11 protein-coding genes are annotated in these 12,922 nt (G+C 68.1%); 10 read left to right on the forward strand and 1 reads right to left on the reverse strand.

Translation table 11 applies throughout. The annotated features are described in order from the left end of the window. Positions 1-147 precede the first annotated feature (147 nt). Positions 148-2,229: an NHL repeat-containing protein gene (locus tag C1930_RS02450; protein WP_108771007.1), complete on the forward strand. Its 2,082-nt coding sequence runs from the start codon at positions 148-150 to the stop codon at positions 2,227-2,229. Here C1930_RS02450 and C1930_RS02455 read toward each other — a convergent pair. Beyond that, positions 2,207-2,611, reverse strand: a complete 405-nt coding sequence (locus C1930_RS02455; protein WP_108771008.1) for a YciI family protein — start codon at positions 2,609-2,611, stop codon at positions 2,207-2,209. The two genes, C1930_RS02450 and C1930_RS02455, sit on opposite strands and share 23 nt — an antisense overlap. 704 nt (positions 2,612-3,315) lie before the next feature. Here C1930_RS02455 and C1930_RS02460 point away from each other — a divergent pair. The 9 genes from C1930_RS02460 (at position 3,316) to C1930_RS02500 (ending at position 12,795) form a co-directional block, all read left to right on the forward strand. Then, entirely contained in the window at positions 3,316-3,729 is a 414-nt protein-coding gene (locus C1930_RS02460) for a YciI family protein (RefSeq protein ID WP_108771009.1), read from the forward strand. A 69-nt stretch (positions 3,730-3,798) separates the two neighbouring features. After that, positions 3,799-4,218: a VOC family protein gene (locus C1930_RS02465; RefSeq protein ID WP_108748350.1), complete on the forward strand. Its 420-nt coding sequence runs from the start codon at positions 3,799-3,801 to the stop codon at positions 4,216-4,218. A 33-nt stretch (positions 4,219-4,251) separates the two neighbouring features. Continuing rightward, on the forward strand, positions 4,252-4,662 hold the full coding sequence (locus C1930_RS02470; RefSeq protein ID WP_108755289.1) for a VOC family protein: 411 nt from the start codon (positions 4,252-4,254) through the stop codon (positions 4,660-4,662). Positions 4,663-4,706: 44 nt separating this feature from the next. Then, positions 4,707-5,969 (forward strand): sigma-70 family RNA polymerase sigma factor, encoded by a 1,263-nt coding sequence (locus C1930_RS02475; RefSeq protein WP_108755290.1) that lies wholly within the window; start codon positions 4,707-4,709, stop codon positions 5,967-5,969. Between the two features lie 105 nt (positions 5,970-6,074). Continuing rightward, positions 6,075-7,271: a hypothetical protein gene (locus C1930_RS02480; protein ID WP_108771010.1), complete on the forward strand. Its 1,197-nt coding sequence runs from the start codon at positions 6,075-6,077 to the stop codon at positions 7,269-7,271. Continuing rightward, positions 7,262-8,362 carry a hypothetical protein gene (locus C1930_RS02485; protein ID WP_108755292.1) on the forward strand — a complete coding sequence of 367 codons (1,101 nt, stop codon included), beginning with the start codon at positions 7,262-7,264 and terminating at the stop codon, positions 8,360-8,362. The genes C1930_RS02480 and C1930_RS02485 overlap by 10 nt, the downstream gene beginning before the upstream one ends. Positions 8,363-8,451: 89 nt before the next feature. Then, a complete protein-coding gene (locus tag C1930_RS02490) occupies positions 8,452-9,126 on the forward strand; it encodes a hypothetical protein (RefSeq protein ID WP_108752036.1) in 675 nt (224 codons plus the stop codon). A gap of 16 nt (positions 9,127-9,142) precedes the next feature. Continuing rightward, entirely contained in the window at positions 9,143-10,816 is a 1,674-nt protein-coding gene (locus C1930_RS02495; RefSeq protein ID WP_108771011.1) for a CsgG/HfaB family protein, read from the forward strand. Between the two features lie 329 nt (positions 10,817-11,145). After that, the gene (locus C1930_RS02500) at positions 11,146-12,795 is read left to right on the forward strand and encodes a M28 family metallopeptidase (RefSeq protein WP_108755293.1); all 1,650 of its coding nucleotides are present in this window, start codon (positions 11,146-11,148) and stop codon (positions 12,793-12,795) included. Positions 12,796-12,922 lie beyond the last annotated feature (127 nt).

The raw sequence follows: 12,922 nt of genomic DNA on the forward strand, positions 1-12,922 counted from the left end.
GTTCCATCCTTGGCGTGAGCGCTGATTGAAACCCGCCGCGCGGCTGGCGGCAAGCAAGGGCCGGGTAGCCGGCGCTGCAGGTGGTGGCACAACGACAGTGCAGCGACTATCGTCGTGGGCTGAAATCGGCAGGGATGACGCGTAGCGATGGCACAGCGGCAGTGGTGGGTGGTGGGCGTGGTGGTGGTGACCGCAGCGGCGTTGGCCGCCACCTGGTGGCCTGATCGGGCCACCGAGGTATCCGCACCCGCTGGGCCGCAACCCACGCCCCTGGCCTGGACGGCGCAGATCGAAACGCTGGCCGGCGATGGCCATCCCGGCAATCGTGATGGCGCGGCCGCGCAGGCGCGCTTCGCTGATCCCTACGCAGTGGTGCGCACGGCGCAGGGCGCGGTGTACTTCACCGACGCCGGCGACAACAACCGTATCCGCCGCTGGTGGCCCGATGGCCGCGTGCAGACCGTGGCCGGGCAGGGCGAGGGGCGCGTGGACGGCCCGGCGCTGCAGGCCAGCTTCCACACGCCTTCGGGCATTGCCGCCGATGCGCAGGGCAACCTGTACGTGGCCGACACCGGCAACCACGCGATCCGGCGCATTTCTGCCGACGGGCAGGTGACCACGCTGGCCGGCGGCGAGCAGGGGTATGCCGATGGACCCGCCGCACAGGCGCGCTTCGATGGGCCGATGGGCATCGCCGTGGATGCGCAGGGCCAGGTGTTCGTGGCCGATACCTGGAACGACCGCATCCGCGTGATCGGCACCGATGGCCAGGTGCGGACCCTGGCCGGTGGCGACCGCCCGGGGTTCACCGATGCGATCGGCGGCGAGGCGCGGTTCGATACCCCGGTGGCGCTGGCCTTCGATGCGCATGGCGCGCTGCTGGTGGCCGATCTGTTCAACAACGCAGTGCGCCGCGTGGGCGGCGACGGCACGGTCAGTACGGTGGTGAGCAGCGGCGGGGTGATGAACGCCCCGCTGTCGTTGGCCACGACCCACGATGGCGTGCTGTACGTAGGCGACCTCGATGGGCGCGTGCTGCAGATCACCCCGCAGGGCCACCAGATCGCGCTGCTGGGTAACGACCGCCTGCCCCGCCTGGCGCGCCCCAGTGGTCTGGCCGTGGATGCAGATGGCAGCGTGCTGGTGGCCGACTCGACTGCCTACCGCCTGCATCGCCTGCGCCCGCTGCCGGTGGGCGAGCTTCCTGCACCGGCCCTGGTGGGTCCGGCCGCCGATGCCGGGTTGCCCGACACGGGCGGACGCTGGCCGTTGGCACCGCAGGACGGCTGGCACGAAGTGGTGGGCACGCTGGGCGAGGTACGTGGCAACTTCAAGGGTGAGAGCCGCCATCACCTGCACGGCGGTTTCGATGTGCGCGGCGATGTGGGGCAGACCGTGCTGGCCATTGCCGAGGGCAAGATCAGCAGCCCGATCGCCGCCTGGAGCCTGGGCGGGCAGGGCGAAGGCCTGGCGGTGGATCGCCTGAAGTACATCCACATGCGCGTGGGCCGCACGCCGCGCGGTGAACCCTTCGATGCACGCTGGCAGCCGTTGTACGCCGACGATGGAACGCTGGAGCGCATCCGCGTGCGTCGTGGCACGCGCATCCACGTGGGGGATCGGCTGGGCAGCATCAACAGCCAGGCGCACGTGCACCTGGCGCTGGGCACCGGTGGTTTCGAGACCAATGCGGTGGCACTGGGCTTCCACAACTACGCCGACCACTTCGCCCCGCGCATCACCGACGTGGCCCTGCTGGACGACAACGACCAACCCATGGCGCCGGGCAGCGATGGCGTGGTGATGGTGGCGCGGCAGGGGCGTGGCGTGCAGATCGTGGTGGAGGCGTGGGACCAGGTGGACAACAACCTGCCACGCCGCCGGCTGGGGCCGTACCAGGTGGGTTACCAGATCCTGGATGGCAACGGCCAGGCGTTGCAGGGCTACGAGCAGCCGCGCTGGAACATCGTGTTCAACCGCATGCCGCCGCAGAACCTGGCGGCGAAGGTGGCCTATGCGCCGGACAGCGGCATTACCGTGCACGGCAGCGCGGTTACCCGCTTCCGCTACCTGGTGACCAACACCGTGCGCGATGGCCTGATGGAAACCGGGCGCTGGCAGCCGGCGGCGCTGCCGCCGGGCGAGTACATCGTGCGTGCCAGTGCGCGTGATTACAGCGGCAACGAAGGCGTTGGCCGGCGCGAGGTCAGAGTGCGGCTGTTGCCGTAGCGGCCGGCGCGCCGCAGCGTTCGCGTTCGGCGTCCATGTCTTCCAGCGGGCGCACTTCGATGCTGCCGAAGCGTGCCCAGGGGAAGTCGCGGGCGATGGCCATGGCCTCGTCGCGGTTGCGCGCCACGATCAGGTTGAACCCGGCCAGCAGTTCGCGGGTTTCGGCGAAGGGGCCATCAAGCACGCGGCTGTGGCCGTCGCGCACGCGCAGGGTCTGTGCGGTGTCCACCGGCTGCAGTTTCTGTGCGGCCAGCAGGGTGCCTTCGGCCTGCAGCTGGTCGGCGTGGGCCAGGCAGTCGCGCATCAGCGCGTTGAACTCTTCGCTGGGCAGGGCCTGCAGCAGGGCGGGCTCAATGTAGATCAGGAGCAGGTACTGCTGCATGGGGTGGTCCTGGCGTGGCGGGCGGGGTGACCATGATGGCGCAGGTCTGCGCGGAATCATGCTGCAGCGCGAGAAGCGCGCCTTCGGCGGGGAGCGGCGAACGGCGGAGCCCCTCCGTGGTGGGGCATTTTTTGGGGAGCGCTGGCTGGGCAGGTGGGGGTGGGGCCGCGGGACACGCCGTGAATCCATCCATGGAGGCTCGTAGGCGCCATCCATGGCGCCTGCGGTCCCGCGGCCCCACCCCCACCGGCCTCGGACAGGTTCACGCGGCTGACCCACCACGGGAAATCACAAAGCAAAAGCGAGAAGCGGGTCGCTTCGCTCCAGGGCCGGCACCGCGCGCAGACCGCCTTTGCTTTTGCTTCTGCCTTTTTCTCTTGATCTACCGTGGTGGGTCAGTCGCGTGAACCTGTCTGGGGCCGGGCGGGTGGGGTTGGCGGGGTATCCGCGCCATGGATGGCGCGGCTAAGCCTCCACGGACGGATTCACGGCGTCCCCGCCAGCCCCACCCGCCCGGCCCTCTCGCAGAAAGCCCAGCTTTCCGCGACCAAGCACCCCACCACGGAGGGGCTCCGCCGTTCGCCGACCCCCGCCGAAGGCGCGCGCTCCGCGGGAAAAATAATTTCCAGGAACCTGTCGATCCCCGTCCTCCTCGTTCGTTGTAAGAGTGAAGGGCGCGCCACTGCCGCCCACGGGAGACCGACATGAAAGTGATGGTGATCGTCAAAGCCAGCGCCGATTCCGAAGCCGGGCGCATGCCCAGCGCAGCGGAACTGACCGCCATGGGCGCCTACAACGAACAACTGGTCGCCGCCGGCATCATGCTCGCTGGCGAAGGCCTGCACGCCACCGCCCGCGGCCATCGCATTCAGTTCGGTGAGGGCGCACCGGCCGTGCAGTCCGGCCCGTTCGGCCCGGCCGAGCACCAGATCGCCGGCTTCTGGCTGTGGGAAGTGCGGTCGCTGGACGAAGCCATCGAGTGGGCGCGGCGCGCACCGTTCAAGCCCGGTGATGCCCTGGAACTGCGCCCGCTGATCACCGCCGAGGACTTCGGCGAGGCTTTCACCCCCGAATTACAGCAACAGGAACAGCGTCTGCGGAACCAGATCGACGCTTGAGCCCGCCGTAGTGCCATCGCCGGGTACGCCCCGGCACCCACGCCCCCGCCTTCCCAATGGAGCAATGCCATGAAACTGATTCCCTTCCTTGGCTTCAGCGGCCAGACCCACGATGCCATGGCGTTCTACGCCAAGGCGCTGGGCGGCCAGGTCACGTCGGAAATGAAGTACCGCGACATGCCGCCGTCCGATGAGCCCGGTTGCAGCGAAATGCCGCCGGAAACGCTGGACCACGTAGCGCACAGCCAGCTGGAGATCGGTGCGGCGATCCTGATGGCCGCCGATGGTCCCGGCGGCGAGGGTGGCAGCGCCACCACCATCAACGTGGACGTGGACAGCATCGAGGAGGCCGAACGCGTGTTCGCCGCGCTGGCCGAAGGTGGCCAGGTGCAGATGCCGATTGCCGAAACCTTCTGGGCGCACCGCTGGGGCATGTTGATCGACCGCTTCGGCAAGCCGTGGATGGTCAACTGCATGAAGCAGCCGTAACCGGCCCTCTCTTCAACCCAAGGAAAGCAGACCATGAGTGCAGCGCAACCGCAGATGATCTTCGTCAACCTGCCCGTGCAGGATCTGGAGGCGTCCAAGGCGTTCTTCAGCGCCCTGGGCTACCAGTTCAATCCCGCGTTCACCGACGAGAACGCGGCCTGCATGGTCATCAGCGAGAGCATCTTCGTGATGCTGCTGGTGAAGCCGTTCTTCCAGCAGTTCACCACCAAGGCCATTGCCGATGCACAGGCCAGCACCGAGGTGATCACCTGCCTGTCGGCGGACAGCCGCAAGGCGGTGGATACGCTGGTGGACAAGGCGCTGGCGGCCGGTGCCCGCGAACCGCAGCCGGCGCGCGATTACGGCTTCATGTACCAGCGTGGCTTCCAGGACCTGGATGGCCATCTGTGGGAGATCGCGCACATGGACGGTGAACCGGGGTGAGCGGCACGCTTGTGGGGCCCGGCCGTTGATGCTGTGATCGGCACATGGCCGAGCCCACCCTGACCCAGCGCATGGATACCCTGTGGCGAATGGAATCGCCCGTGCTGATCGCGCGCCTGGCACGGCTGCTGGGCGGTGACGTGGGCCGTGCCGAAGAGCTGGCCCAGGACACCTGGCTGGCCGCGCTGGAGCGCTGGCCGGCGCAGGGCATGCCGGACAACCCGGGGGCCTGGTTGATGACCACCGCACGCAACCGTGCCATCGATGTGCTGCGCCAGCACCAGCGCGTGGCCCAGCAGCACGCGCAGTGGGGCGAGCTGCTGCACCCGGCCGCGCTGCCCGCGCCCGATGACAACCAGATGCTGGAAGACGACCTGGGCGACGATCTGCTGCGGTTGATGTTCGTGGCCTGCCACCCGCTGCTGCCGGCCGATGCCCGGGTGGCGCTGACCCTGCGCCTGCTGGGTGGCCTGACCACGGTGGAGATCGCCCGCGCGTTCCTGCAGCCGGAGCCCACCATCGCCCAGCGCATCGTGCGCGCCAAGCGCACGCTGGCGCAGAAGCAGGTGCCGTATGAGGTACCGCGCGCCGACGCGCTGCCGGAGCGGCTTGGCTCGGTACTGGAAGCGATCTACCTGATCTTCAACGAAGGCTACGCGGCCAGCGCCGGTGATGACTGGATGCGCCCGGCGCTGTGCGAGGAAGCCCTGCGACTGGCGCGCATCCTGGCCCATCGCATGCCAGCACCGCCGGTGCTGGGCCTGTTGGCGCTGATGGAACTGCAGGCCTCGCGCGCGGCAGCGCGGGTGGACGCGCAGGGCATGCCGGTGCTGTTGGACCAGCAGAACCGCGCGCGCTGGGACTGGCTGCAGATCGCGCGTGGGCAGCAGGCGCTGGCGCAGGCCTTGGCCGCCGGTGGCCAGCACGATGTCTACGTGCTGCAGGCGCAGATTGCCGCCTGCCATGCCGCCGCGCGGCAGGCGGTGGATACCGACTGGGCACGCATCGCGGCGCTGTACGCACAGCTGTTGCAGGTGCTGCCTTCGCCGGTGGTGGCACTGAACCGCGTGGTGGCGGTATCGCGCAGCGACGGCGCGTTCGCCGCATGGGCGCTGCTGCAGCCGCTGCTGGACGATGCACGGCTGCAGGGCTATGCACCGTTGCAGGTGGTGCGCGGCGAGCTGTTGCTGCAGTTGGGGCGGGAGGCGGATGCGCGGGAGGCGTTTGCCATGGCGGCGGCACAGAGCCCCAATGCCGCCGAGCGCGCCGTGTTGCGGGAGAGGGCCGGCCACGCCCCGGAAAACTGAAGCCGACCAAGGCAGCACTTGTGGGCGGACGCCTGAGCGGCTATGTTTCGCGCCCAGCGAACGTGAATGCGTTCGCATTCCGTGTGTAGACCCAGGAGCGGTTGGATGTTTTCAAGGACGAAGAGCGCGCCGCGCGCTTTTGCGCGCCTGCTTGCCTATGCGTTGTGCCTGGCCGTCTGGCCGCTGGCAACCCAGGCCGCAGAGAAATCACAGCAGGCCTACTGGGCCGGTTTCGCCTATACCGCCGATGCCGCCGCCGTAAAGGCGACCACGCCGCACGCGCAGGCAGTGCTGGAATCGCGCGGCCTGCTGCCGTTGAACCAGACCCTGTGGCAGGCACTGCAACGCCGCAAGCCGGCGCAGCTGGAGCTGATCGACCAGCCGGTGGCCATGCTGGACGGCACCACCAGCGCTACCGTGCTGGCTGCCGCACTGGACCGCGAACTGGTGTCGGTCGAGCCGATCGGCAACCAGTACAAAGTGCTTGTGGAAGTGGCCCTGCAGGCGTTGTTCTTCGACTTCCGCGAGCGCCAGGTGATTGCGTCCTATCCGCTTACCCTGCAGCGCATTGACGTGCAGGATTACCGCCCGGACCGCGACGATATCGACGCGATCGTGGCCGACCTGCTGTACGGCAGCGCCGATACCAGCCTGTCGCAGGTGCTGGCCCAGGCCCTGGCCCAGGCAAAGTTGCCGGAAGCGGCCACGCGCCGCCTGCAGGTGGGCGCGGTCACCCTGTCCGATGCCACGCTGGCCAAGCTGCCGGACCCGAAGTGGGCCGACACGCTGCGGGCAACCCTGGCCCACGAGCTGTCCAAGACGCTGTCGTCCAACACCGGCGTCGGCCTGCTGCCGCCGGCCTCGGGTCAGGCGATCGGCGGTGCCATGGCCGCGCGCTTTGCCGACGGCAAGGTCTACCAGCTGAAGATTCCCGAGGCCGATTACCTGATCAGCGTGCAGGTGGATGCGCTGAAGAACGGCGTGATCGAAGAAACCCCGGCGATGAAGACGATGCTGTTCGGCGCGTTCTTCACCGCGAAGGTGACCGAGCCGTTCTCGGGCAAGGTCTATTTCGAACAGCCGCTGCGCAAGGGCGCCACCAAGGTGGTGCCGGTCACGCAATGGCAGGTTGACCAGTGGTCGGCCAGCTACGAAACCCTGCTGGCGGGCTTTGATGCCTTCGCCGGCGCCGCCGCCAAGCGTGCCGATTCGCGCACCTGGCTGGACGAACAGAAGCCGGGCGGCCGCCCGTTGCAGCAGCAGACCCAAGCCCTCCAGGAGTTGATCAAGTCATGTCGTTGATGCGTACCATCCTGCTCGTCCTCATCGCCCTGGCGGTGGCTTCACCGGTGGCGGCGCAGTCCGCCAGCTCCCGCGGCACCGGATCGGCCAGCTACAGCCTGCGCCTGAGCGCCGGCACCCGTGCCGAAGCCCTGGAAAAGGCCAAGGTGAATGCACTGGAGGCGTACATCGCCGAAACCGGTGCAGCCAAGCTGCGCCTGTTCGAAGCGCGCCGCGCCGAGTTCATCGGTGAAATCGACCGCTACGTGCTCAGCGCCGTACAGCTGTCGGACAACGAAGACAAGAAGGCCAAGACCTACAGCGTGACCGTGCGTGCGGAAATCAACACCACGCTGCTGCAGACCAAGCTGGATGCCGGCTCGGCCGTGGCCGGCGCCACCGCGGCACAGCGTTCGCTGCTGACCTTCCTGTTCATGGCGCGCTCGCAGGACACCGTGCAGTCGTTCCAGGACAAGGAATACCGCCGCGCCGACGTGAGCACCAGCTACAGCGAGAACACCCGCGAAGGTGATTCGTTCCGTGGCAACTCGGTCAGCACCAACGGCAGCATCAACCAGAACGGCTCGATGTCGGTCACCACCGGCGGCAGCACCACCGCGCGCAGCGACAACATCAGCTGGAAGGTGGCCAATGCGGCGGAAGTGAACACCGCCATGACCGGTGCCTTCAGTGCCGCCGGCTATGAAGTGGTGGAAGCGGAGTACGTGGAAGGTGAGTCGCGCGGCCTGCTGAACATCGAACGCATCCGCAAGGATTTCAGCACTGGCAACGATCTGGCCCCGGCCACCCTGCGCGATACCGCCAACGGCATCCGCGCGGCCAACATTCCGTACATCGCGGTGGGCACGCTGGACGTGGGCATGCGCGATCGTGATCCGGCCAGCGGCAACACCCGCGTGTTTGTCACCGTGACCGGCAAGGTGCTGGACGTGACCGGTCGCTTCCCGCGCACCGTGTCGTCGGTCGGCCCGGTGCAGTACTCCGGTACCGGCCCGAACGAGACCGTGGCCCGTACCAACGCGCTGCAGCTGGCCGCTGAAAAGGCCGCGCAGCAGATGATCAACGAACTGAACGTCAAGGCCGTTCGCTGATCCGCCGCGTTCCAACGCCGGGCACGGCCCGGCGCTACCCCGTTGCCTGTGTGCCGCACCGCGGCCGTCTCTGTCATAAAGGAAATTCCATGATCCGCACTACCGCTCTTGCCGTGGCCATTGCCGCCGCCACCCTGTCGATGCCGGCCCACGCTGGCCTGGGCAAGCTGAAGGATCTGGCCGGTGCCGCCACCGGCACCTCCGCCAGCGCCTCCAGCGCCGCTGCACCGGACGAAGCCGCGCAGGAAGCGCTGGTGCGCCGTTTCGTCAGCTCGCAGTCGCATTCGCTGCAGGCACAGACCTCGTTCGCCCGTGCCTTCGGCCTGGCCGAGCAGGTGCAGCTGCTGGAAGCCGAGCGCCAGGCGCTGTCGTCCGGTTCGGTGAGCGTGGATGCCATGAAGAAGTCGGTCTCGGTGAGCGAGTCGGCCCAGGCCGCCATCGATGAGCGCGTGGCCGCGCAGCCGGAACTGAGCGCCGAATCGAAGCAGCACTACGCCGAAGGCCTGGTGTCGATGCTGGCCTCGGCCGCCGAAGCACAGAAGCTGGGCGGCGAAGCCGGCAACTTCACCGCGGGCATGAAGAACCTGGGCGCCACCCAGCTGGCCACCGTGGGCCGCAAGCTGGCTGCCGGTGCGTGGGTGGCCAAGGAATCGCCGGGCTTCATCAAGGGCCTGTACAGCTCGTCCAAGTCGGCCGTGACCTTCGCCAAGAAGAGCAAGGTGAAGGTGCCGTCGAACGCCGATTCGCTGCTCGACAGCCTCTGATCGCAGGTCCATGTCCATGCGCACCACCACCCGACTGATCGGCCTGGGCCTGGCCGCTGCCTTGCTGGCGGCCTGTGGCGACAAGGAAGCCCCGGCGGCAGACACCGCGCCGGTCCCCGCCAAGGAAAAGGCAGCCAGCGCGCTGGTCAGCAACGCACCGGCCGACGACGCGCCGTTGCGCGGCACGCCGGATTTCGGCGGCACCACCCAGGTCGCGCGCGAGGCCGATGGTATCGGCAGCACGCCGGAACTGGCGGTGCTGGCCGCCCTGCAATCGGCGGTGGCGCAGGTCAATGGCGTGCGCGTGGCCAGCCAGATGCAGGGCCTGCGCGCAGGCCTGCATGTGGACGTGGATGGGGAACACGTCGGCGACATCCGCGCCGACGCGTTCACCCAGCAGATGATTGCCGGCTCGCAGGGTGCGGTGCTGGGCTATGAAATCCTGTCGCAGGACGAAGTGCGGCAGCTGGATGAAGAGACCATTGCCCGCGTGCGCGCCAGCGATGAAGGCTGGAGCTTCAAGGGCTCGGCCTCGGCCAGCGCGTCGGGCCAGGCCTCGGCGAAGGCCTCCGGCGGCGGTGGTTCGGCCGAAGCCAGCTACAAGGAAAACTACGAAGAGAACGTGCAGGTGGACGCCAAGCGCGGCGCCAGCTCGTTCGATTCGGACGTGACCCACCGCAGCATGCGCAGCTACTGGAAGGTGCGCGTGCGTGCGCAGATTGCCCAGTACCGCGCGCCGGACGAGCAGGGCAAGCCGAAGATCGTGGTGGCCCTGCCGCGCACCAAGTCCGGCAGCTATGCCGTGGGTGATGGTCGCGTGGATGCCGGCGAAGTGGCCGATGCCATTCGCGCACGGCTGTCCGATACGCTGACCCAGACCCAGCGCTTCATCGTGCTGGACCGCGAATTCGGTGATGAACTGCAGGCCGAGATCGACCACATCAACAGCGGCAACGTGCGCCTGCAGGACACTGCACGCATCGGCCAGCAGTTGGCGACCGATCTGATCCTGATTCCCACCATCGAACGCTTCGAGTACCCGCGCAGCGTGCGCAACCTGCGCATGTCCGATCGCCAGGTCACCTCGTATTCCGGTGGCGGCCGCATCACCCTGCGCCTGGTCAACGCCACCACCGGCCAGGTGGTGATGTCCGACAGCTTCGACCACCAGCTGGCCTCCACCGGCCCCAGCACGCTGCCGCGCGTGGTCAACGGCCGCAACATGGCCGCCTCGATGATGGAATCGTTGTCCGGGCAGATCGGTACGACCATCGTCACCACGCTGTTCCCGGTGTCGGTGGTATCGGTGGACGGCGACCAGGTGGTGCTCAGCCAGGGCGGTGAAACGCTGCAGGCCGGCCAGCGCTGGCAGGCCGTGCGCCTGGGCGAAGAACTGAAGGACCCGCAGACCGGTCGTTCGCTGGGCCGCAGCGAGCACCCGTGCTGCACCATCCGCGTGGATCGCGTGGCCGCGCAGACCTCGTACGGCACCATCGAAGACGGTGTGGACGCAACCCGCGGTGGCTTCCGTCCCGGCCAGATCGAGCTGCGGCAGAAGCTGGGCAGCAAGCCGGCTGCGGCTGCCACGGCAAGCGCATCGGCGGCACCGGCCGCCAGCGCGCGCCCGGCGGCCAAGCCCAAGCCCAAGGCCGCTGCTGCTGCCGCACCGGCAGAAGACCCGAACTGGTAAGACATCGCGCGGGGTCAGATCCCTTTCCCATAGGGAAAGGGATCTGACCCCTTCGTGTCTGTGTCCGTGTCGACCAAGGTCGACACCTACCATCAGGACCGAGAATCTGTCGAAGGCGGGGTGGGTCCGGTTGCGGGGGCGTGAGCCGCATGGATGCGGCGACCGAGCTTACATGGACGTACTTGCAGCGTCCCCCGCGACCGGACCCACCCCGCCGATCCTCAGGAAGCCAGCTGTAGCTTCTGTTGTTGCCCTGGCTTCGGCGGGTGCAGGGCGCAGCCCTGCCGAACCCCTTACACTCCGGTAGGTTTGTCCTGCTGGAGAGAGCAATGAAACGAGTGGCACTGGGCCTGCTGGCCCTTTCGGTAAGCAGCGCATTGATGGCGGCCACGCCGAAGTTCGATGGCGCGCGCATTTCCGCCGATGTGAAGGAGCTGGCCTCCGACGCGTATGAAGGCCGTTCGCCGGCCACCGCCGGCGAAGAGAAGACCATCGCCTACCTCAGCAAGCAGTTCGCCGACGCCGGCCTGCAGCCGGGCGGCGACCTGAAGGACGGCAAGCGCCTGTGGACCCAGGCCGTGCCGCTGCTCAAGGGCGATATCGTCGGCGCGCCGCAGCTGGCGCTGCACCAGGGCGGAAAGACCGTGGCGCTGCAGCAGGGCAAGCAGATTGCCGTGCGCGCGGCCATGAACGGTGCCAGCGCAGTGGATATCAGCAAGGCACCGCTGGTGTTCCTGGGCTATGGCGTGAAGGCGCCGGAACGCAACTGGGACGACTTCAAGGGCGTGGACCTGAAGGGCAAGATCGCCGTGGTGCTGATCAACGACCCCGACTTCGAGACCGGCAAGGGCGACTTCGACGGCAAGGGCATGACCTGGTACGGGCGCTGGCCGTACAAGTACGAAGAGGGTGCCCGCCAGGGTGCGCTGGGCGTGCTGATCGTGCATGAGACCGCGCCGGCATCCTACGGCTGGGCCACCGTGGCCGGCTCCAACACCAACACCATGTTCGACGTGGTGCGTGACAATCCCGCCGACACCCATCCGACGCTGGAAGGCTGGATCCAGCGCGATCTGGCGGTGGACCTGTTCCGCTCGGCCGGCCTGGATTTCGAGGCGCTGAAGAAGCAGGCGCAGCAGCGCGACTTCACCCCGGTGCCGCTGACCGGCGCCAGCCTGGATGCGAAGTACGCGGTGAAGACCGAGGTGATCACCTCGCACAACGTGGCCGCGCGCCTGGAAGGCAGCCGCTACCCGGACGAGACCATCGTCTACAGCGCGCACTGGGACCATATTGGCGTGGGTGAGCCCGATGCCCGTGGCGACCGCATCTTCAACGGTGCGCTGGACAACGCCAGCGGCACCGCTTCGCTGCTGGAACTGGCCCGTGGCTTCGCCAAGGGCAAGCGCCCGGAACGTTCGGTGCTGTTCCTGGCGGTCACCGCCGAGGAAAAGGGCCTGCTGGGTTCGGAGTACTACGCCACCCATCCGCTGTACCCGCTGGAAAAGACCGTGGCGATGATCAACATGGACGGCATGGCGCCGTTCGGTCCGTCGCGTGATTTCGGCATCTACGGCACCGCGCGCTTCGAGCTGCTGGACCAGTTGAAGGACGTGGCCAAGGGCTGGGACATCCGCTACACCCCCGACCCGAAGCCGGAAGCGGGCCTGTTCTTCCGTTCCGACCACTTCTCGTTCGCCAAGCGCGGCGTGCCGGCGCTGTCCTGGTCGGCCGGCCAGGACTGGGTGGACGGTGGCGTGGCGGCGGGCAAGAAGGCGTCCGACGATTACACCGCCAAGCGCTACCACCAGCAGGGCGACGAGTGGCAGCCGGATTGGGTGTTCGCCGGTGCGGCACGCGACCTGGAAGTGCTCTACACGCTGGGCAGCCAGCTGGCCAACTCGCGCAGCTGGCCGAACTGGAGCACCGACGAGTCGTTCCGCGCCGTGCGTGACGCCAGCGCCGACCAGCGCAAGTAAGGCAAGGCGGGGCGCTGCCCCGCCACCTACCGGTAGCGCCGGGCCATGCCCGGCGTTGCTGTAACAGCTTCCATCCCCGCTTTCCGGGGCTTCGTCGCAGGCCGCTTGTCTGCCCGGTGCGCCGGCC

This window comes from Stenotrophomonas sp. SAU14A_NAIMI4_8, assembly GCF_003086695.1.
In the GTDB taxonomy this organism is placed as follows: domain Bacteria; phylum Pseudomonadota; class Gammaproteobacteria; order Xanthomonadales; family Xanthomonadaceae; genus Stenotrophomonas.

Coding starts and splice junctions, on each gene's coding strand:
- C1930_RS02500 (WP_108755293.1), top strand. CDS start 11,146: ATGAAACGAGTGGCACTGGGCCTGCTGGCCCTTTCGGTAAGCAGCGCA.
- C1930_RS02475 (WP_108755290.1), top strand. CDS start 4,707: ATGGCCGAGCCCACCCTGACCCAGCGCATGGATACCCTGTGGCGAATG.
- C1930_RS02490 (WP_108752036.1), top strand. CDS start 8,452: ATGATCCGCACTACCGCTCTTGCCGTGGCCATTGCCGCCGCCACCCTG.
- C1930_RS02465 (WP_108748350.1), top strand. CDS start 3,799: ATGAAACTGATTCCCTTCCTTGGCTTCAGCGGCCAGACCCACGATGCC.
- C1930_RS02460 (WP_108771009.1), top strand. CDS start 3,316: ATGAAAGTGATGGTGATCGTCAAAGCCAGCGCCGATTCCGAAGCCGGG.
- C1930_RS02455 (WP_108771008.1), bottom strand. CDS start 2,611: ATGCAGCAGTACCTGCTCCTGATCTACATTGAGCCCGCCCTGCTGCAG.
- C1930_RS02450 (WP_108771007.1), top strand. CDS start 148: ATGGCACAGCGGCAGTGGTGGGTGGTGGGCGTGGTGGTGGTGACCGCA.
- C1930_RS02495 (WP_108771011.1), top strand. CDS start 9,143: ATGCGCACCACCACCCGACTGATCGGCCTGGGCCTGGCCGCTGCCTTG.
- C1930_RS02485 (WP_108755292.1), top strand. CDS start 7,262: ATGTCGTTGATGCGTACCATCCTGCTCGTCCTCATCGCCCTGGCGGTG.
- C1930_RS02480 (WP_108771010.1), top strand. CDS start 6,075: ATGTTTTCAAGGACGAAGAGCGCGCCGCGCGCTTTTGCGCGCCTGCTT.
- C1930_RS02470 (WP_108755289.1), top strand. CDS start 4,252: ATGAGTGCAGCGCAACCGCAGATGATCTTCGTCAACCTGCCCGTGCAG.